At 62.7% G+C, this 20,405-nt stretch carries 14 protein-coding genes and 2 pseudogenes; 6 read left to right on the forward strand and 10 right to left on the reverse strand.

Translation table 11 applies throughout. The features are described 5' to 3' along the window. The first annotated feature begins 274 nt into the window (after nucleotides 1-274). Genes JRI60_RS41800 through JRI60_RS41810 form a run of 3 tightly spaced genes read left to right on the forward strand, consistent with a single transcriptional unit; the run spans nucleotide 275 to nucleotide 5,448 of the window. The gene (locus JRI60_RS41800; protein ID WP_204221649.1) at nucleotides 275-3,766 is read left to right on the forward strand and encodes a tetratricopeptide repeat protein; all 3,492 of its coding nucleotides are present in this window, start codon (nucleotides 275-277) and stop codon (nucleotides 3,764-3,766) included. Next, nucleotides 3,747-4,211 carry a hypothetical protein gene (locus JRI60_RS41805; protein ID WP_204221650.1) on the forward strand — a complete coding sequence of 155 codons (465 nt, stop codon included), beginning with the start codon at nucleotides 3,747-3,749 and terminating at the stop codon, nucleotides 4,209-4,211. The genes JRI60_RS41800 and JRI60_RS41805 overlap by 20 nt, the downstream gene beginning before the upstream one ends. A 4-nt stretch (nucleotides 4,212-4,215) precedes the next feature. After that, the gene (locus JRI60_RS41810) at nucleotides 4,216-5,448 is read left to right on the forward strand and encodes a hypothetical protein (RefSeq protein WP_204221651.1); all 1,233 of its coding nucleotides are present in this window, start codon (nucleotides 4,216-4,218) and stop codon (nucleotides 5,446-5,448) included. A gap of 334 nt (nucleotides 5,449-5,782) precedes the next feature. On the opposite strand, the pseudogene JRI60_RS41815 reads toward JRI60_RS41810, so the two are convergent. The 4 genes and pseudogenes from JRI60_RS41815 to JRI60_RS41830 form a co-directional block, all read right to left on the reverse strand. Further along, nucleotides 5,783-6,232: pseudogene (locus JRI60_RS41815) on the reverse strand (IS701 family transposase); the annotation flags it as partial. A gap of 98 nt (nucleotides 6,233-6,330) precedes the next feature. Next, nucleotides 6,331-7,071, reverse strand: coding sequence for an IS21-like element helper ATPase IstB (gene istB, locus JRI60_RS41820; protein WP_204220289.1), 741 nt, complete (start codon nucleotides 7,069-7,071; stop codon nucleotides 6,331-6,333). A 127-nt stretch (nucleotides 7,072-7,198) separates the two neighbouring features. After that, nucleotides 7,199-8,743 carry an IS21 family transposase gene (gene istA / locus JRI60_RS41825; RefSeq protein WP_204220288.1) on the reverse strand — a complete coding sequence of 515 codons (1,545 nt, stop codon included), beginning with the start codon at nucleotides 8,741-8,743 and terminating at the stop codon, nucleotides 7,199-7,201. A gap of 246 nt (nucleotides 8,744-8,989) precedes the next feature. After that, a pseudogene (locus tag JRI60_RS41830) lies at nucleotides 8,990-9,850 on the reverse strand (IS701 family transposase); the annotation flags it as partial. 486 nt (nucleotides 9,851-10,336) lie between these two features. On the opposite strand from JRI60_RS41830, the gene JRI60_RS41835 reads away from it, so the two are divergent. Further along, nucleotides 10,337-11,086 (forward strand): hypothetical protein, encoded by a 750-nt coding sequence (locus JRI60_RS41835; RefSeq protein ID WP_204221653.1) that lies wholly within the window; start codon nucleotides 10,337-10,339, stop codon nucleotides 11,084-11,086. A 7-nt stretch (nucleotides 11,087-11,093) separates the two neighbouring features. Here JRI60_RS41835 and JRI60_RS41840 read toward each other — a convergent pair whose 3' ends face one another. The 4 genes from JRI60_RS41840 to JRI60_RS54770 form a co-directional block, all read right to left on the reverse strand. Further along, complete coding sequence (locus tag JRI60_RS41840; protein ID WP_204221654.1) at nucleotides 11,094-12,527, reverse strand: serine hydrolase domain-containing protein; 1,434 nt, start codon at nucleotides 12,525-12,527, stop codon at nucleotides 11,094-11,096. A gap of 106 nt (nucleotides 12,528-12,633) precedes the next feature. Continuing rightward, the gene (locus JRI60_RS41845) at nucleotides 12,634-13,050 is read right to left on the reverse strand and encodes a DUF2000 domain-containing protein (protein WP_204221655.1); all 417 of its coding nucleotides are present in this window, start codon (nucleotides 13,048-13,050) and stop codon (nucleotides 12,634-12,636) included. 27 nt (nucleotides 13,051-13,077) lie between these two features. Continuing rightward, nucleotides 13,078-13,962 (reverse strand): AraC family transcriptional regulator, encoded by an 885-nt coding sequence (locus tag JRI60_RS41850; RefSeq protein ID WP_239470043.1) that lies wholly within the window; start codon nucleotides 13,960-13,962, stop codon nucleotides 13,078-13,080. Between the two features lie 59 nt (nucleotides 13,963-14,021). Beyond that, nucleotides 14,022-14,801, reverse strand: coding sequence for a hypothetical protein (locus JRI60_RS54770; RefSeq protein ID WP_204221657.1), 780 nt, complete (start codon nucleotides 14,799-14,801; stop codon nucleotides 14,022-14,024). 149 nt (nucleotides 14,802-14,950) lie between these two features. Between JRI60_RS54770 and JRI60_RS41860 the strand changes: the two genes are divergently transcribed. Together JRI60_RS41860 and JRI60_RS41865 are read left to right on the forward strand one after the other, a co-directional pair. Then, nucleotides 14,951-15,691 carry an alpha/beta hydrolase family protein gene (locus tag JRI60_RS41860; RefSeq protein ID WP_204221658.1) on the forward strand — a complete coding sequence of 247 codons (741 nt, stop codon included), beginning with the start codon at nucleotides 14,951-14,953 and terminating at the stop codon, nucleotides 15,689-15,691. Nucleotides 15,692-15,812: 121 nt separating this feature from the next. Beyond that, a complete protein-coding gene (locus JRI60_RS41865; protein ID WP_204221659.1) occupies nucleotides 15,813-17,039 on the forward strand; it encodes a cytochrome P450 in 1,227 nt (408 codons plus the stop codon). A gap of 7 nt (nucleotides 17,040-17,046) precedes the next feature. Here JRI60_RS41865 and JRI60_RS41870 read toward each other — a convergent pair whose 3' ends face one another. Next, the gene (locus JRI60_RS41870) at nucleotides 17,047-18,306 is read right to left on the reverse strand and encodes a cytochrome P450 (protein WP_204221660.1); all 1,260 of its coding nucleotides are present in this window, start codon (nucleotides 18,304-18,306) and stop codon (nucleotides 17,047-17,049) included. Between the two features lie 63 nt (nucleotides 18,307-18,369). Continuing rightward, complete coding sequence (locus JRI60_RS41875; protein ID WP_239470044.1) at nucleotides 18,370-20,379, reverse strand: cell division protein FtsK; 2,010 nt, start codon at nucleotides 20,377-20,379, stop codon at nucleotides 18,370-18,372. Between the last annotated feature and the right edge of the window lie 26 nt (nucleotides 20,380-20,405).

The following is a 20,405-nucleotide window of genomic DNA, read 5'->3' on the forward strand; positions in this document are numbered from 1 at the left end:
CCCCTCCCCCACGCCTGCTGCAACAGCGGGAGCAGGTGTCAAGTATCGCGCTCCCACGCGCTTTCGGTGATGGTTGCCAGTAACAAGCACTTTTGAGTTTAAGTTGCTTGCCCTGTGACAGAGCAGTAGAGCGCTTCCTTCATGCATATGCAGATTCTCTGCGCCTTTACTTCCTCATCAGCCATAATGCTCTTTAAAGTTGGCTGCTCGCTCCCGTTCACACCCAACACTCGCTCATCAACCATCAGGCGCTACAGTCCAGGAGTCACAATTAATGCACAAAAAACACAGATCCTCAAAACTCATCAAGCTCGACCAAAAGCGCCAAGCAGTTAAAAACCTCGAGAGCTACTGGCTCGACCCAAACGAGTACATGTCTGACATCGCCAGACTGAAACTCGAAAGCCCAATGACTATCAGGATGGCGCTGCGAGAGGCCCCCAGCACAGCCATACGCCTATTCGCTACTGGGAATCCATTCCCCAACACATACGACTCAATCTCAAAACACCCCACCACACATTTCTCCGAAAACATAGCAACCGAACTCACATGGACCACGGAAGTACTTTGCCAGCTCTCTCAAGAACTAAACACGTTCCTAGAGACCAAGCGTCATTTCGATCAAGCACTCTTGCGAAACGACTTTTCCGCAGCCCAATACAATCTAGATCAAATACAAAAAGAATTCGGCCAATCCTTTTGGCTCATAAACTCACACCTATTATTGGCTGAATATCGCGGCGGCCTAAAGGAGAATCGCGAATTCCTCCAGACTCTCAGAAACAACAGCCCCCAGCAATACACCCAATTCATCGCAGCATATTACAGCCAGCGCACAGAAAAAAACCTATCAAGCTCAAATTACGACAAAGAAGTAGCGTCTTTTCGAAAAGCATTCGCAGACCAACCGGAACGAGACGCCCCGGTGGAGCACATCTGCTTCATACTCGCATTTTCAAGCCTGGACAATTACAAACATCTAGACTACATCCTTCACAGAGAAAGCGTACATCCAGCTATCGATCGCTACGCGAATTACATCAGGATCCTCTCCATTCTTCAAGCTACGGCTGACGCGGAACTACTTCAGACAGTCCGAGCATGCGTACTCAGGGCATCAGAGCAGTTTCGAGATTCACGCCTCTTAATGCTCCGACATCTCCACGAGCCATCAACACCGGTCAAGCCGTCAGAACAGGGGCGCCTGTTGATGACAGCCATTGATTCATACACATCCGGAGACTATCAAAGCGCAGAAAAGCTATCTCTCGACGCACTAAACAAGTATCCGGATTGCTTTGAATTCTATGAATTAAACGCAGAGGCATCACTCCATCTTGAGCAAAAACCTTCATCTCCTTTCGCTCAACAGTCGCTGGCAAGTGAAATCCTAAACGCTACGTTTGACGTTCTGAACAAAAGCGACAAGACAGTTGACTCACTAAGACTCTTAAGAAAACTCGCAGGCAGCCTAGATGGCATGCAGCTTGCTGATCAACTCTTGGCGTTCGTGCTGAACCAGGAGAACCCTCGCCATGCCCTCAACCCACGCCTGTTCGGCGCGATCAACAGTTCGGCACCGACGCCCAGGGTATCGTCTCTGTTTCGCGCAAGATCTGATTCTCGAAAATACCTCGATCAACTCACAAAAATAACTCCAGTAGAATCAACAGCAAGACTGTTCGCCGCCGTACATGGAGATCCGCCTTTTTCCCAACCTGTCACAGGAATACCCGAAACAAGGTGGCAGAACTATAAAGCATACGCGCTGATGCGCTCTGGCGATTTCGCGGGGGCTGCATCCATCTACAGGCAATTGCTCGATAAAAACAGAGCATCACCGCCGCTCAAACAAAGAGCAACCCTCGGTCTTCTGGAATGCCTGCTAAACACTCGCCAATTCAGAGAAAGCGCCGAACTAATAGTTGACACCTATTTAAACCAAAGAGCATTACTTATCTCGGTTTCTCTAGACGAACTGGTAAAGAACTGCCAAGAAAACCCAGATAGCGCCCTAGCAGGCGACATTTGTTGGCCAATCGCATGCTACATTCACTACTCCAACAAGGGTGAACTCAAAGAGAATGAAGCTCTGTATTACGCGTGCGAAGACTTTTTGAATTCCATTGAAATCGAACGACCGAGTGAATTGAACCAAATTGCTGAATCGCTCGACCAGCGCAAACTTATCTTCTTCTTACGATACATATGCATTCCCGAAGTCTTGGATTTCTCGATAGCATACGGAAGTTCCGCTGACCTGGAGAACGAGAGAATCAAGATTTGCCAGTGGCTGCTCCTTCTTGATCCAAAAAACGCGGAAATCTACTCACGAGAAATCTCTGAACTCACGCAAGCCGGAATGATTCGCAGTGCAATGATCCACTTGGATGAAAGCAAGGTCTACATCGACACCAAGGGAATCGCACACTCACTTGACTCTCTATTCAAGGAGAGATTTGAACGATACGTGTCTTACTCACGTCTCGACCAAGGACTGCGTGCCAACTTGTCACTCAAAGGCATCTCCTTCAAAGAGGACGAAGACATCTTCGTTGTCAGTGATGCCGGCTTGCATCAATTCAGTGAACTCTTCAACGAGTTAAAAAACAGATTCATATCAAGCAATGAGTACGGCTTGGACTCCTACCTGAGCGTGAGAATCCGCCACGGAACATTATCCGGTCAAATCAGGAGTCAATTCGAGAAGGAAAACCTAATAACTCGCCGCAGCAACTCCGACGGAGCCTATGACAAAAACGACTTCTGGTCTGAACGAGTATTCTCTCGCTTTGGCTCTGCAATCGAAAATAGCGCCGACGCATTCTTGCGTGAATTCTCGCATCGCATTGATTCAATAATTGAAACAGTAAAAAGCAAGTGGATCCAAATCAAAGGCCCATCCAACGCGGGAGAAGGCCTTTTTGACTTCGACTACACAAACAGCCAAATACTAGACCTTTACATCAAAAACATAAAAACAACAACATACAATAGTTTTTTGCAAGCGATCTTCAACGAACTCTGGAATCGAACAACCGACAATCTTGCAAGGGTTGTCAACAGAATAAAAGTCGAGCTCAGAGAGCAACTCACAGAAGCTCTCGACACAGTAGCTGGAAAAATATTCGACCTTCATGGCGAGATCCGGCACTCCTCATTTGGAGATGCTGTGACCCGATGTCGCACGGGCATTCAGAACGAAATCGAAACGATTTCTGCTTGGTTCCGGGCGGCAAGCGAGAAGGCTGCGCCAGATTTCAAGTTCACCCTGCTCTCCGAAACAGCAACAGAGGTCGTTCGCAGATGCTTCCCGACTTCATACCTTTGGCTAGAGACATCGATATCCACCCAAGAGACATTCAAGGGAGAGTCGTTCGCAGGATTCGTTGACGTTCTCTTCATATTGCTTGAGAACATTGTACGACATTCTCGTCCACCGTTTCGGCCCAAACTCGATGTCTCGGTACAGGATAGCCGACTCTCGCTCCGAGTCTCGAACCCAATAGGCCCATCTGTCGACACTCCAGTTCTACAAGCAAAAATATCAAACCTAAACAACATCAAATCCAACACGACCTTGGCAAGGACAATTCGCACAGAAGGGGGCAGCGGCTATTACAAACTGCACAAGCTTATTCGTCACGACCTGGATAGAGGTGAGGACTACTCCGTCTCCATCAGCATAACTGACGCCGGAGCTTTCGAGGTGATAATCGAAATGGGACTCAAGGGGCTGCTGCATGCGAATTCTCGTCATTGAGGACGACCACAACAAGGCCAAGAAGATATGTGATTTTCTTCGAGAAGCCGCATCAGATGCAAATATCAATGAACGGCGTGCATATCAAAGCGGCCTCAAGGAGGCGATAACAACCGTACCCGACCTGATAGTTCTCGACATGACCATGCCCACATACGAAATCTCCTTGGCGGAGAAAGGAGGAAGAATCCGCCCATACGCAGGTAGAGAAATCTTAAGCGCAATAAAAAGGAGAAAATTAAAATCCAAGATAGTAATCGTCACTCAATTTGAAAGCTTTGGAGAGGGAGCAGATGTCATGACACTTGAACAGCTCAAGACGAAGCTCCAATCGGAATTCCCCGACAACTATCTAACAACCATATTCTACCAACCATCAGAGTCGAGCTGGCGTGATCATTTGGAACAGACTCTAAACAACGTTCGACTAATCATTGAAGGATAAGACCATGATAAAGATCCTCATCGTCGACGACGACGTCTCAAAGGCAAACAAGATTCGAGACGTTGCCTCCTCATTCCTTGGCGGCAGCGAATTTGAGATATCGACAACAGGAACGATTACTGACGCAGCCCCATTCTTGCGCAGCACTCTATTTGATCTGGTGGTCTTGGATCTGAACATTCCCATCCGGGCGGACGAGGAACCACGTAGCGACGGCGGAATACGTTTATTGAAAGAGCTGCGACGCAGAAAGGAGTGGAAGCGACCCACACACATTTTAGGACTTACCGCTTTCGACAATCTTGCAAAAGAGTGCGAAAGTGAGTTTGATGGAGATCTCTGGCATATCGTCCATTACGACCCCTCATCTGACTCATGGGAAGAGCGTCTTGGACGAAAGCTCGTACACATAGTGGAGACCCATAGCGCTCGCCGAGATGGATACTCATGCGACCTGGCTGTTATCACTGCCTTGCATGAAATCGAGCTTGAGAGTGTACTGGAACTTCCCGGGAATTGGCAAAAAAAGCCTATCGACGGGGACGAGACGATCTATCATGTTGGCAGCTTTACACGAGACGACAAGAAATTATCTGTCGTTGCGGCGTCCGCGACTGAAATGGGAATGCCTGCTGCGGCTGCTCTGACAATGAAGATCATTGAGAACTTCCGGCCCAGGTATGTCGTAATGACAGGTATAGCCGCTGGGGTAAAAGGAAGCTTCGGCGACATATTGATAGCCGACCAGTCATGGGACTACGGAAGTGGGAAAAACAAATTCATAAAAAGGCGGGGTAGCATATTTGAGCCAGCGCCTGTCGCAATTCCGCTTAGCCCACTCTTAAAAGCAAAAGTAAGCTATTTCTTGATGTCAAAAAAAACAGTCCGAGAGATCCGTGAAGGATGGACAAGAAGTCAGGTCCCGACGGAGTTGAAAGCCCGACTAGGCCCAATCGCATCCGGCGCTGCAGTTCTTGAAAACAAACCCTTGATCGATGAGATAGTTGAACATAATCGAAAACTGATTGGCGTAGAAATGGAGACCTATGGTGTTTTTGTTGCAGCACGGGCAAGCAAAGCACCTCGTCCTGACGCGATGTCAATCAAGTCAATTTGTGATTTCGGAGACGCCAATAAAAACGATGAATATCAAGCCTATGCAGCATATACTAGCTCAAAATTCCTGTACGAATTCGCATTGTCCGAGCTATGCGACATCGAGCATAACATCCCCTGACTTACTTCGCGCCTCTTTCAATCCCGAGTACCCAAAGGATTTCAAAGCTTGAGCGATTAGCCCAAGCGCAACGAGAGTCGGGAATGAGATGAGAGGAAATCAGACCGAGAAGTCTCGCCGCATCCAACGAGTTGCTGCCGCGCGGACCGATACGACGCGAGCACGGTACCGCTCGCACAGCTCCCGCAACACCTAACAACGTTGAGGCATGCCGCAGCGGGCTGCACTTGTGTGCAGCCGCACGCTGCCGACGCCCCCCGGTAGCACCGGTAGCCACCGCGCGCGCAGAACTTCCACCACTACTTAGTTCGAGTTTCGCACTTTTGGACGGGGGTCAAGCCACCGCCCTCAAGGAGCCAGGCAGGAGCAAGAGGAGGTTTTGTCGACCCTGCTCGGCATGAGGGTTCGCAGAAATCGCGGCGCGCAGACAGGCGTAGCGCAGGGTGGTGAGCATGTCGGCGAAGGAGGGGCGTAGCTTGTGGCGGTACCAGGGCCGAAAGGGAGGCTTGTAGAGGGTATGGCCCTCCTGGGCAAACCACAGCACCGTCAGGCTGTAGAGGAGCATGGCCAGAGGCGCGGTACGTCGCACGGCCTGACGGCTCCAGCCTTGCGGCTCCTCGAAGCCCAGGTGGCTCTTGCTGCCCTGGAAGGCCTCGTCGATGGACCAGCGCCCCGCGTATCCACCCAGCACCCCCTCGACGGACGTCTCGGTGGCGGTGGAGTAGAAGGCTTGCACGGGACGGCCACCCGTCAGAGGCTCGACGGCTACCACCTTGAGAGGTCGCTGGTGCGTATTCCGGCCATCGTGATCACCCAGATCGGTCGATCGTGATCAGGTGGATCGGTCATCGTGATCGGAGCGAAGCGACGCTGACCGGGGACCTACTTCTCCGCAGACTCCTCCTTCCTGCGGGAGGGGCCCTTTAACACGACCCGATGGGAGTTATGTAGCACCCTGTCGCAAATAGCGTCGGCTACCGTCGGGTCCCCCAGGTGGTCGTGCCACTTCGTGGTGGGCAGCTGGCTGGTCATGAGGGTGCTGCGGTTGCCGTACCTGTCCTCGAGAATCTCGAGCATGTCCCGGCGCTCCTGCTCCTTGAGTGGAGCCAGCCCCCAGTCGTCGATGACCAGCACGTCCACCTTGGCCAGACGCGCCAGCACCCGCGCGTACGAGCCATCCGCGTGTGCCAGCGTCAGCTCGTCGAAGAGCCGGGGCGCTCTGCGGTAGAGCGCCTTGTAGCCCTTGCGGCACGCAGCCTCCGCCAGTGCGCAGGCCAGGTACGTCTTGCCGGTCCCCGTGGCTCCCGTAATCACCACGTTCTGGTGCTCGGCCACCCAGCGGCACGAGCCCAGCTGGCGCACCAGACTCTTGTCCAGCTCGCGCTTGGGCGCGTAGTCGAGGTCCTCCAGGCTCGCGCTGCTCAGCCGCAGCTTCGCCTCGCGCAGGCAGCGCGCCGTACGCGCGTTCTCCCGGTGCAGCCACTCGGCGTCCACCAACATCCCCAGCCGCTCATCGAAGGACAGCTTCGCCAGCTCGGGGTCCTTCTGCTGCCGTTCCCACTCGGCCGCCAGGGCGGAGAGCTTCAGGGAGTGCAGCTTCTGCATCGTCGGTTCGTTCAGCATGTGCTTGTCCTCGGGTGTGTGGCACCTGCTTGGGTGCCGCGGTGTTGGAGAGCTTCGTCGTCGCGCGCCGGCGCACGCAGTGCGACGGCGCGCCCCTCACGCACGAGGCTCGTGGGTAGCGTGAGGGTCAGTGGTAGTAGTCGCTGCCGCGCACGTTCTCGTGCGTCTGCGCGGCGAGCTCCGGTTGCGCTTCGTCCGTTGGTGGGGCGAGCCGGTCCAGCCCATTCTGGAGAATGGAGTCCACGTGCCGGAAGGAGCGGGCGCTCACGGCCAGGGCTCGCGTGCACGCCGCCTCCAGCCGCTCGTTGCCGTAGCGCCTGGCCAGCCGCAGTATCCCCAGGCAGGAGCGGTAACCCAGCTCCGGGTGAGGACGCTCGCGCAGGATGCTCTCCACCAGCTTCTGGGTGTTGGGGCCGATGGTGCCCGCCCAGTGCACCAGCCGCGAGGGCGTCCACTCCAGGTGCTTCTGGTGCGCCTTGGGCATGTGCTCCGGCTGCGTGGTGTGCCGGCCCCGCTCGTCGCTACGCACGTGACTCGCCACGCGCTCGCCGCGCTGGTACAGCTCCACCGTGGTGGCCGTCACTCGCGCCTCCAGCACCTGGTGCACCAGCGCGTACGGCACCGAGTAGAAGTGATGGTGCACCTGCACGTGGTAGTCGATGTTGACTCGCACCTGCTTCCACTCGCCGTAGGTGAAAGCCTCGGCCGGTAGCGGCCGCAGCGCCGGTTTGTCCAGCCGCTCGAAGAGCTCTCTCCGGCTCGCGTCGTACAGCCTCATTTTTCGGTTATTGAGGTCCTCCAGCAGCTCGCCAATGCGCTCGTTGAGCGCCTCCAGCGAGAAGAAGGTGTGGTGGCGCAGCCGCGCCAGTAGCCAGCGCTGCACCACCAGCACGCCCACCTCCACCTTCGCCTTGTCCCGGGGCGAGCGCGGGCGCGCTGGCAGCACCACCGTGCCGCAGTGCCGCGCGAATTCCTCGTACGTGCGCTGCACTCCCGGCTCGTAGCGGCACGCGCGCGTCACCCCGCTCTTGAGCTGGTCAGGCACCAGCGCTCCCGGCACGCCACCGAGGTACACGAAGCAGCGCTGGTGACTGGCGATGAAGTCCGGCCCTCGCTGCGTGCGCGTGGCCTCCGCGTACGTGTAGTTGGAGGCCCCCAGCACCGCCACGAACAGCTCCACCTCCACGCGCTCGCCCGTTGTCTCGTCCACCAGGTGCGGCTTGTTTCCCGAGTAGTCGACGAAGAGCTTTTCTCCCGCCCGGTGCTCCTGCCTCATGGTGAGCCGGTGTTTGGCCAACCACTGCCGGTAGTACTCGCAGAACTGCGTGTAGCGGTACCCCTCCGGGTGTTTCTCCAGGTACTCCAGGTGCAACAGCTCCAGCGTGACGCCGGGCTTCTTTCTCTCCGTGTGGATGTACACCGGGTCGGGCAGGGGCCTCTGGGCCGTGGGCTTCGGCACGGCGCCATACAGCCGCTCCTCCAGCTCCTCCTCCCGCATCTGCTCCACCTGCTCCCAGCTCAGCTTCGCCGCCGCAGCGCGCGCCAGCACGCTCCCCACCGCCCCCGCGCTGATTCCCAGGCTGCTGGCCACCTCCCGGTGGCTTCTCTTCTGCTCCCACTTCTGCCGTAGCACTTCTCGTATGTGACGCATGGACAGTCGCTCCGTGGCCATCGGCCCTCCTCGCGGAGGGCCGTCGACGAATGCCGTCCAGCGTGCTCGCTCGGCTCGCCCGCCCTCCCGCGTCCGGTTGCTACCAGCCGACGGGCCCCGTAGGGCGAACCACCTGACCTCCAGCGTAGTCCTCGGGCACCTTGGCCCGCTGAGCACGATGGCCGATCCCGGTGATCACGATGCTCCGATCTCGCTGATCACGATGCTCCGATCCTGGTGATCACGATGGGCCGACGCGCGCAGCTGGGGTACGGCGTACCAGTGAGCCACGGCCTGCACCACGCGCACCTTGTCCTGGCGGCCATACAGCTCGAGCGTCAGACGACGGGCCTGCTGCTGCTCGAGCATCTGTCGCGGCGAGGGCAGACGCTCTCCACGTCTGCGCGGCCGGCCCCGAGTACCAGGGCGATGCTCAGGAGGCGGTGCGTACAGGCGCGCATCCAGCGGCAGACGGCTGGTGAGGTCGCAATTGGACGGCAGGTGGGCCAACACGCTCTGCCCACCGTAGGCGGAGTCGGCGTACACGTGGAAGTGTCGTTGAGGGCAACTGCCGCACAGGCGCTGCAGCAGTTGCACGGCCAGCTCGGGCCGGGTGCGGTACGTCATGAGCCAGCGAGCAGCGGCCTTCTGGTTGAGGTAGAGGCGGAAGAGAATGGGCAGGCTGAAGAAGCGGCCCGGAATGCAGGGCAGTTGCACGCGTACGGCCAGCACCACCCAGGAGTGGCCCCAACTGGTCACCGCGTACCTGCGGCTGCTGGCCAGAGGGTCATGGTGCATACCGGCGCCGAATACCTTCAACCCATGCTTGCGAGCCAGGGTGTCATCAAGAGTGAGCGGCACGGGGCCCGGCGCCAGCAGGGGCACAATGAGGTGGAAGAGCGCCAGGCCCAGCGCGTCCAGGCTCCAGCGCGCCGCGGCGAACAGCCGGTAGTAGGCCGAAAAGTGTTTGGGGCCAGCGGCCCCCACCGCCACCAGCACCCCGGTGAGGGTATGCTTGCCGGCGAACAGCCACCCCTTCACCAGCGTTACCAACGAGCAGAGCGTGGGCGTCGTCATGCTGGCGCCCATTTGCAGCACCAGTTGCAGGAACATGTCGGGCAGCATCATGGCGGGTCTCCTGTCGGGCCGAGGCGTTGTCTGTCCCGTTCAGCAACCCACCTCTCCCGTCAGCTTCTCCTTCATGACTTCTAATGTCCTGCTGACGCGCTCTCCAGCTTCGCTCCCCTGTGCCATCTTCAGGCAAGCTGGAAGGCGCCACCGGGAGCGAGGGCTCCTCTGCCCACCAGCTCATCCGCTGCTCGCTCCTCCTGAGCGCTCAAAACTGCGAAACTCGAACTTAGTTCACCTACTACATGGGGCACAGTAATGGTGACCTCTACCTGTGAGGGTAATCTGTCCAACCCCCTGACGCAGCTGCCTCGCCAAGTAGGAGCCACGCCTGGAGGGTAGGATGATTCTGAGCCACCGTGCACATCCTGGATAGGAGACCCGGCCCGGTGCAAACGATAGGTTCAGGCCCTCTCGCGAGTGGGGAGGACATGAGGGGAACGCCTGGAGAAGAAGACCGGGTCGAGCTGAGAGGAAGCAGAGAAGGTGGGGCCGTACCTGCTGCGCGAGCAGATGCCGCAGGACGAGCACGGCCGGGGAGCCCTCTATAGGGCCACGAACGAGAAGAACGGGGCTACGGCCCTGGTGCTCAATCCCGCCACCGTGGAGGGCAAGGTGCCACTGAAGGACTGGCGGGTGCGCTACATCTCCTCGGCCTCTCCCAACTATCTGGCCCTAGAGGTAGAGGACTCGCGCTGGTCCGTGGCCTCCGACGGACACTCGGTGGAGGCGCTGGTGTGCCTGTTCGAAGGTGTGCGTGAGGGAATGATGCGCATGGCCGACGCATTCCCCTCCTCCAGCGAGCCTCACCCCTGGCGGCGACTGGGACTGGTACTGGCAGGCTGCGCTGTGGCGTGCACTCTGGTTTTCGCGCTGCTCCACAGCGCTCCCGCGTCCCCACCGCCAAGCGAACCGAGCCATGTGGCGAGAACCGCGCGCGAGCCCTTGGACCACGAGGTGCCGATGCATCCCGGAATGTCGGACGCGTTCACCAGCGCGCTGGATAACACCACGACCCAGGAACAACCCGGGCTCGCCCGACCCCTGCCGCGCGAGCCTTTCAAAGGGCAGAAGCGCCCCCCCTGCACTCGCTACACAGAGGTCGAGCTGGTGGGGGCCTGCTGGATGCCTCACGAGTTGAAGGCACAGTGCCCGAATGCCCTCTTTGAGCATCAAGGCAAGTGCTACGCGCCCGTCTTCACTGCCCCGCCGCCGCCTCAATCGATCGAGCAGTGACTGCTGATCATTCCCAGTCGTACGCCAGATCGAGGATCTTGCCCGCCGTGTCCAGGCTGAAGGTCCATTTCAGCGAGACATCCTTGCCATACACCGCTCGATAGATGCGCTTGCGCTGTTCACCGTCCCTACGGTCCTCGAGCAGGCTCATCCGGTGGAGGGGCGGAAGGAGGGCGTTCTCCGGGGTTCCAAACCCACGCAGTATCGGCAGGAGTTCCTGCTGTGCGCGCGGCGCGAATGCGGCGTCATCGAGCTTGCCGTTCAACAGGCCCTCCACGGCTCCGCGGAGCACGGTGGTCAGGGCAGGCTCCGAGTCCGTGATGCCCTCGTCCAGCGCGGGCAGAGGCGGCAGGTAGAAGCTCGCGACGTTGGGAGCCAGGAACGGGAGGAGTCCCTGCTCGTTGGTCAATACGATGACCGTCAGCTTCTTGTCCGGGGCGCGCAGCACGTCGGCGAGCGAGCCGCCACCGGAATGCCCGAAGGTTGGCAATCCCCGCAGCTTGCCCAGGGTGAACGCCACGCCGAAGCTGCCCGCGCGACCGTCGTTCAGCTTGAAGGCCGTGGCGGCGACCTGCTGCGTCTTCGGGCTCAGCAGCGTGCCCTGGTCCATGGCCACGGCCCAGCGGGCGAGGTCCTTCACGCAGGAGAACGCTCCACCGGCGGCATAGGCGTGGACCGGATAGAGGAACCAGACGCGCCGCTGCGCGCCCTCCGCGAAGCGGTAGGTGGTGGCACGGTGCGGAATGACATCCGCGACGCGCGCCGGCCCTTGCTGCTGCGCATGCTCGTAGCGCGTGCACGAAAAACCGAGCGGCTCGAAGATGCGGCTCCGGAGCAGCTCCTCGAAGCGCTGGCCCGTGACCTTCTCCAGCACATGGGTGAGCACGACGAAGTCTGTCAGGCCGTATTCGCTGCGCTCGCCGGGCGTATAGGCCAGAGGCTCCTTCCTGGCGGCCTCGTACCGCTCGGCGACCGAGGCGGCGCTCTCCTGGTCCTCGGGATTGTCTTTCAAACCCGACGTATGGGCGGCAAGGTGCCGGAGGGTGATGGCTTTCCAGCTTTCCGGCGCATCGGGCAGGTATTTCGAGACAGGCTCGTCGAGACCGAGCTTGCCCTCCTGCACGAGCAGCATCACCAGCGTGCCGGTGTAGATCTTGGTGGCGGAGGCAACCTGGAACGAGGTGTCGGGCCCGACCTTCGCCTCGGATTCCAGGTCCGCGATGCCGTACGTGGAGATCCTCTCGATCTGACCGTCACGAACGACGGCCAGGGCCGCGCCGGGGACATGGTGCTTCCTCATGACCGCCTGGATGTAGTCGTCCACGGAATCAGCGGGCGCGCCGCCGCGCGCCTCGTCGGAGCGCGACGGATTTTGCGTCGCGCAGCCAGCGGCGAGCAGGAGCGAGGCCAGGACCATGCGGTGATGAGCGATTGAGCACATACGGCCCAGCCTCCCATTCGCGGATCGAGTGTCAACGAATTCGAGTGACGTACCCCACCCTCCCCCATCCAGGCCGAGGCACGTTCACGGAGGGCTCAGGCGCTCATCACTTGTGAAGCGACAGTCCCCTCACGGCCTTGTCGACCTGCTTCCGATCGCCGCGCACCGCGAGGCCCACCAGATCGAGATCCTCCGGATTCTCAGCCCGGAGCGCGGCGCGGTTGGCCTCGTCATTTCCCGTCGAGAACATGGCGCCCACGTAGACGGCGGCGGTCAGTCCCCGCTCGAGGGCGGCCCGGTGCGCGTCCTGGAGTTGTGCGCGTGTGGCGCTGAAGACGAGCATCGGCTGACCGAGCAGCCGGCTGTAGCGTCGCCCCGCGGCATCCTCGTAGGGCTCGCCGATGGCATCCGGAGCCGATGCGGCGATGCCGGTGGCGAGAAAGGCGGTGACATTCAACCTCTGCCATATGGCGAGGTCCTCGCGCACGATGAGCGCGACCTTGGTCGTGAACTGCTCGGGCATGTTTTCCTCCGTTGGCGCCGAGCATCCTCAGCGGTGGAGGGACTTCCCGTCTGGAACGTTCGTGCAGATCGCACGGTAGGCCGCGGGGGTCAGCCCGAACGCACGGCGGAACCAGCGGCCCAGGTGGCTCTGGTCGGCGAACCCCACGGCGGCGGCGACGGCCGCGGGAGCCTCGCCCGCCGCGAGCTTCCGGCGCGCGGCGGCCAGACGCAGTTGCACGAGGTAGGCGTGGGGCGGCAGCCCGTAGGCCGCGCGAAAGGCCCGTGACAACTGAAAGCGGTCCGCGCCGCAGAGCCGGGCGAGCTCTTCGAGCCCCAGGTCCTGCTCCATCTGCTCGCGCAGCAGGTCACGGGCCCGGCGTGCGGCGCGGGTCGCCGCCCCTCCCGCTCTGGCCATCACGGACGCGCCGAGGTGGGGATTCAGTGCCTCCGCCAGGGCGTCCAACGCTCCATCCCGCGCGAGCCGCATCTCCGGCTCGTGGAGCATCCAGAACGCCCGGCGGATGGCGCCCGCGAGCCGGGGTTCGTCATTGAGGATCGCCTGGAAGCCGGCCTGGTGGTGCGGGAAGGCACCGTCCGCCGCCCGGGTACAGGTCTCGAGCAACCAGGACGGCTCCAGATAGAGCATCAGGTACGTGAAGCCCGCTTCGCCCCGGGCCTGCCCGTCATGGATCTCTCCAGGTTCGATCAGGATGACTCGACCCGGCGTGCTGCGGTGAATCGCCCTCCGGCAGGAGAACTCCTGGAGTCCCTGCTCCGTCACCCCGACGAGGTACGCGTCATGAAAGTGCGGATCGTAGGCATGGCCGGTGAAGTGGGCCCGGATCGTCTCGATGCCCGTGGCCGCATCACGCGAGATGTCGACCCAGTCCTCACCTGGCGCGGAGGCGTGCGGAGCTCTAGGAGGATGCAAGCGCGTTCCGGACATCGTTGCGCTGGAATGATAGCACCGCCCCAGGCCTCCACCCGCGGCTACTTCCCGGCCGCCGCCACCGGCCTGCCACCGGCGCTGGCCGGCACCACCGCGAGCCGGCAGCTCACCGGCAGCGTCAGGGCAACCTCCTCCAGCGATACGGCCCGCTGCTGCACGGCACCGGGCGGCGTGCACTCCACGGGCGCCAGCGGAGCGGACTCGACCTGGGCGGTGGCGGTGAAGGCGCGGGTGCGCTTCACCCAGAGTTCGAGCAGCTCGGCACGGTGGGACTCGGGGTCGCGCAGCGCGGGGGCGGGGTCCGCGAACGAGGCGACCAGCTCCTGCTTCTCCGCCTCGGTGGCGGTGGTGCGCGCCAGCTCGAGCAGCTTCGCCACCAGCGCCGAGCGGCCCCAGAAGTCCAGAGTGGCGGGCAGGGCCACCTCCAGCGCGCCGTGCACCACCACCTGCCCCCGCGCGGAAGAGTCCGACGACATCTTGCGCCCGTAGCCCGCCGCCTCCACGCCGAAGCCCGACAGACGCGGCACCACCTCGGACTTCGTGGCCTCGGCCGCCGCGCGCACGTAGCGGTCCACCGCCGCCTTCAGCACCGGCAGGGCCTTCTCGGAGGAGTCCGTCTCCTGGCGCAGGGAGAAGCGCACCACGAGCATGTCCGGACGCACCGTCTTGTCCGAATCCACCGCGACCGCTTCCGGAACGCCCGGCGGGCTCGAGAGCGACGAGAAGTCCGACGCGCGTGACACCCCCGCGGATCCACACGACGAGGTCCACAGGCAGGACAGCAGCAGGCACGCGGGAAACGAAAGACGGCGCGGGGACATGAACAGGGCTCCAGATTCCGGACAGGGTGTGGATACGGCCACGGCCAGGGACATCACCAGATGGCACCGGGGGCCGGATATCCGCTCGTTGACCGAGTGCCCGTCATCGGCCCGGTGCTCGGACCTGCCCCTCCCTGTAGACTCCCGCCATGCCCGATGAGTTCCGCTTCTTCGTGGATGGACGCATCCCCGTACTCAAGATGCACTACGAGCCCCGGCCCGGCCCGGCCGTCCTCGTCCTGCACGGACTTGGTGCGAACGCGGATGCCCAGCGCTGGGAGCTGAACGCGCTCGCCACCTGGGGCCTGAGCGCCATCGGCGTGGACGCCCCGCACCACGGTGCCCGGCGCGATGCATGGCTCGATGAGATGTCGTGGCTCGGCCCGCCCGAGTCCCATGCCCGCCTGCTTCACGCCATCCTCGAGGCGGCCCATGATGTCTCACGGGTCATCGACCACGTGGCGTCCGAAGGCCACTGGCCCATCGGGCTCGCCGGCATCTCGTTCGGCGCGTACACGGCGCTGACCGTGGCGGCCAATGACTCGCGGGTGCAAGCGACCGTGTCCATCCTGGGCTCGCCGGATTGGACTCCTCGGGAGGGGCCCATCACCGATGAGATTCGCGAGCTGATGCACCACGCGCCGGTCCACCGCCCGTGGGACTGCGCGCGCCACCCGCTGCTCCTGCTCAACGCGGGCCGCGACAGCGTCGTACCGCCGCATTGGGCCCGCGACTTCGCACGGACGCTCTGGGAGTGGCATCCCGGGTTGGGCTCGCACGTCGAGCACTTCGAGTATCCGGAGTCGGACCACATGATGCGGCAGGAGGATTGGGACGATGTCTGGCGCCGGGCGCTCGGCTTCCTCCGGCGCCACCTCTACCGCGAGTGAACGCACCAGAATCTCGAAAAGCGGGAAACAGCGAAGGGGGTGAGCCAGGAGGGCCGTTCAACTAAAAAGCGTGGGAGCCGGGCGGGATGCGCCTGCCCGGGTTCGAGGAGAACTCCCCCCCATGACCGCCCCCACGAGCTCGCCCCTGCCCTCCTACGATCTCTTCGCGCCGGAGGTGCTGATGAATCAGACGCCGCTGATGCATCGCATCCGCGCCGAGAATCCGTTGGCTTGGATTCCCCAGATGCACTCGTGGCTGCTGACGCGCCATGCGGACATCCTCGCGGTGCTGAAGGATCGCCGTTTCGCTCCCTCCAACATGGCGGGCTGGATGGGCCGCCTGACGCCCGCGGAGCAGGAGGAGCTGCTCCCGATGCGCAAGTCCATCGAGCTGTGGATGGGCCACACCAACGAGAAGGACCACCTGCGCTTCCAACTCCTGCTCAAGCGCTACTTCACGCCCACCACCGTGGACGGGCTGCGCCCGCGCGTGCGCGAGTTCACCGAGGAGCTGCTCGAGCTCGTGAAGGACCGGGGTGGCATGGACGTGGTGAAGGACCTGGCCTATCCCCTCCCCGCCAACGTCATCGCGGAGATGCTGGGCGTGCCCACGCGTGATCGCGAGCAGCTCCAGCTCTGGTCGCGCGACATCACGGCCATCTTCACGCCCTCCTCGGACATCCACCAGCTGCGCCGCTGCCAGCGCAGCGTCCTGGAGATGCAGGACTACATGCGGCCCATCATCGCCGAGCGCCGCCGCGAGCCCCGGCAGGATCTCATCAGCATCCTCGTGGCCGCCGAGAAGGAAGGCGCCATCCACAGCGAGGAGGAGATCGTCACCAACTGCGTGCTGCTGCTCTTCGCGGGCCACGAGACGACGGCCAACCTCATCGCCAACGGGCTGGTGCTGCTCTTCGAGAACCCCGAGCAGTTCGAGCAGCTCAAGGCGAAGCCGGAGCTGATGCCCTCGGCGGTGGAGGAGATGCTGCGCTGCGACGGTCCCGCCGGAGCCATCACCCGGGTGAACACCGAGCCGGTGGAGCTGGCTGGCCGCGCGTTGCCCCCGGGACAGCACATCTTCCTGGCGCTGAGCGCGGGCAACCGGGACCCCGAGGTGTTCCCGGATCCGGACCGCTTCGACATCACCCGCAAGCCGAACCGGCACATGGCCTTTGGCATGGGAGCCTTCTACTGCCTGGGCGCGGCCCTGGCGCGCATGGAGGCGGACGAGTGCTTCCGCGTCCTGCTGCGCCGCTTCCCGAACATCCGGCCCGCGTACCAGACGCCCGACTGGCGCCCCACGCCCCCCATCGGTCACCACCTGGAGACGCTGCACGTGAAGTTCTGAGCGGGAGTCACCCGCTCGCGGTGACGTGGAGCTGTTGGAGGCCGCGGATGACGAATCCGCGGCCGTAGTGCGGGGTATGGGGTTGGGTGAGGCCGAGGCCGGGAGTGTGCCGGGCGAGGGCGTGGAGGGCGATCTGCATCTCGAGGCGGGCCAGGGGCGCGCCGAGGCAGTAATGGATGCCAAGGCCAAACGTGAGGTGCGGGCCCTCGGTGCGGTCGAGGTCGATGGCATCCGGCGCGTGGAACTTGCGCGGGTCGCGGTTCCCGGAGGCATACAGCAGGGCGACCTCGGTGCCGCGCTTCAGGAGGATGTCGCCGTGCTGAACATCCTCGAGCACCCAGCGTTCGAACATGGGAAGGGGCGTGTCGTAGCGGAGGAGCTCCTCCACGGCGCGCTCGAAGAGGGGCGAGGGACGCTCGGGGTGTTCGCGGGCGTCGCGAACGAGGCGCTCCCAGTGTTCCCTGTGCAGGAGGAGGTTGCGGACGGCGGCGGTCGTGCCGTTCACGCTGGCCTCGTGCCCCGCGTTGAGGAGCAGGATGCACGTGCCGATGAGCTCGTCCTCGGTGAGGCGGTCTCCGCGTTCCTCCGCTTGGGCGAGGGCGCTGATGAGATCGTCCCGGGGCGTGACGCGGCGCTCGGAGAGGAGCCGCCGGAGGCAGGCGCTGAACTCGAGGACGGCGTCGTTGGCGGCGCGCTGCTGTTCCTCCGAGTACCCGAGCTCGTAGAGCTTCACGATCGCCGCGCTCCAGGGGCGCAGCCACTTGCGGTCCGGTTCGGGGACGCCGAGGAGCTCCGCGATGACCGTCACGGGCAGGGGTTCGGCGTAGTCCGTGACCAGATCGAAGGGACCGCGCCCGACGAGACCCAGCACCTGTTGCTCCACGATGCGGGTCACACGTCCACGCAAGGCTTCCACACGCCTGGGCGTGAACGCTTGCATGACGAGGGCGCGCAGGCGGGTGTGTTTGGGAGGCTCCGCGTCGAGCGGATGGTTGTCCTGGAAGTGATCGAACGCCGCCTGCCTCGGGTCGGGTGGAGGCCAGCCGAGCTCATCGCGGGACAGGACGTGCGTGATGCTGCGCCCGAGGCGGCGGTCGCGCAACAGGGCGCTGATGTCGTCGTAGCGGGTGAAGAACACCTTGTTCCAGCGGGGCTCGAGGAAGACGGGCGTGGTCTCGCGCAGGCGCGCGAGGACCGGGTACGGATCTCGGATGAAGTCCGGATCGTTCAGGTCGAGCTCCAGCGTGGGAATGTCGGTGGTGGGCATGCGGCCTCCTCATGCCCACTGTAGACGAGATCCGCGCGGGGCCCGGCATCCCGCGAGTCCAGCTCAGGGCACTGTGTAGAGGCCGACCACGTTCGGATCGAGCGTGGAGCTGACGAGGCGGATGCCGGTGGCGGTGCTGACGCTCGTGGGGCTGGTGACGCCCAGATCCGCCAGCGAAAACGTGACGGCCCCCAGCTTCGACTGAATCGTGCCCGCGGGGCTGCCGGTGACGCTCGAGACACCGCTCGTGTAGTTGATCGTCGCCAGCGCGTTGGACGTGTTGCCCGCGGCCGAGGCGGTGAACTGGCTCGCGAGCAGGGAGAGCGAGAACGAGCCGACCTGATTGTTCGACGCGTCGATCAGCGTGACGACGGTGTCGTCGCCGATGGTGCCGGAGGCGAGGGCGCTCTCGACGATGAAGAAGCGGGTCTTCGCGGTGAAGGCCGTGCCGAGCTGGAAGTTGCCCGTGCCCAGGTTGTTCGCGCCGTCCTGGACGGTGAGGCCCGAAGCGGCCGCATTGGCGGTCGCGGGCGTGGAGCCACGCGAGTTGGGCGTGTTGGTCCCCGTGATGCCACTGGCCGTCGCGCCGACGAGGTTCGTGAAGGTGCCCTCGGAGGTGGTGAGGGAGCTCAACTGCGCGATGCCGGTGAGGTTCGCCGGGGTGCCAGCCGTCACCGAGCCCGTGAAGCTCGCCCCCGTGGCGGGCCTGGGCGCGGAGGACGCGCCCGGGTCGGGCAGAGTGGAGAACTCGTAGGCGATGCGGTGCAGGTTGGAGGCATCGGTGGCGCCAATGCCCAGGTCGGCCGCCGCGCTGCCCGAGCCGGTGGACAGGCCGCGCGGGTCGGCCCCGGTGATCTTCGTGAACAGCACCGCCGCGGAGAGGTAGCTGCCGTATTTGCTCGCATGGCGGCTGTCCGAGGCGCTCCAGAGGTTGAAGGTTCCCGGGGAGGTTCCATTGGAGGGATCCGGATCCGCCAGACCCTGGTCGATCGCGCGCAGGAACCCGTCCCCCACCCGGGCCACGCCCGTGAAGCCCAGGTCGTAATGGGCCTTGAAGTACGCGTTGCGCAGGTCGCTCTGCATCGCTTGCAGGCCCGCGGTGCCGGCCGTGTACCCCTGGTTCGTGACCGACGTGGGCGAAGCCCAGGTCTCGTACAGGAACACCCTGGCCGCCGGGTTGCCCGTCAACACGAGGTTCCGCAGGTTGCCGGCACCGGTGAAGAAGGCCGTGGGATTGCCCCCCCGGGCGGTGGGCAGGGGAACCGTGCTGTTCTCCTGCAGGACGACGGTGTCCCAGGCGCGGCCGATGATCGCCGCCTTCGTGGCGTAGTGCCCGCCGAGGGTCTCGCCGCTGACCGTCTCGATGGTGACGTCGTAGGCCAACCCGGCCTGGACGGTCAGCTTCTTGAAGATGCCCGGCACACCGCCCTGCCCTGCTCCGTTGGCATCGGTGATCGCGCCCTTGTTGTACGAGTAGACCGGCTCCTCGTGGCCGTGGGTGAAGCTGTTGCCGACGAAGAGGATGCTGCCCCGGGAGCCGGTCCCGCCACCGGAGATGCCCAGCGTGAGCGTCTCCCACTCCTTCGCCGCGGCGGCGGAGGCAACGACGGTGCTGCCGCCAGCGTTGACCGCGGAGACGAACTGGCCGCTGACCGTCGTCTTCAGCGCGATCTTGTCGCCGTTGACGATGTCGCCGGTGCCGCTCAGCTTCACGATGCTGAGCTCTTCCCAGGCCAGGGGCGTCGTCGCCGTGAACCGGATGTTGCCGCCGCCGCCGTTGGTCGCCGAGCCCCACTGGCCGCTGCTCGACTGCAGCGTCACCACGTCTCCGCTGACGAGCGAGCCGCCGTTGACGTCCGTGAGCGTGAACGTCTCCCACTCCTGGGCCTGCGTGCTGTACGCCATCAAGTCGGCGCCACCGCCCTGATCCGCGACGAGGTAATGGCCCGACCAGGTCCGCAGGGAGACCGTCAACCGCGTCGCCGCGAGCGCCGCCTCCTGGGCGCCAGTGGCCTCGTCCTGCTCCAGCTCCGGGCCGCCAGCACAACCGGCGCTGACCGCGAGCAGGCTCATGGCCACGAACCCCCTCAGACGTATCC

The organism is Archangium violaceum (assembly GCF_016887565.1).
GTDB classification, from domain to species: domain Bacteria; phylum Myxococcota; class Myxococcia; order Myxococcales; family Myxococcaceae; genus Archangium; species Archangium violaceum_B.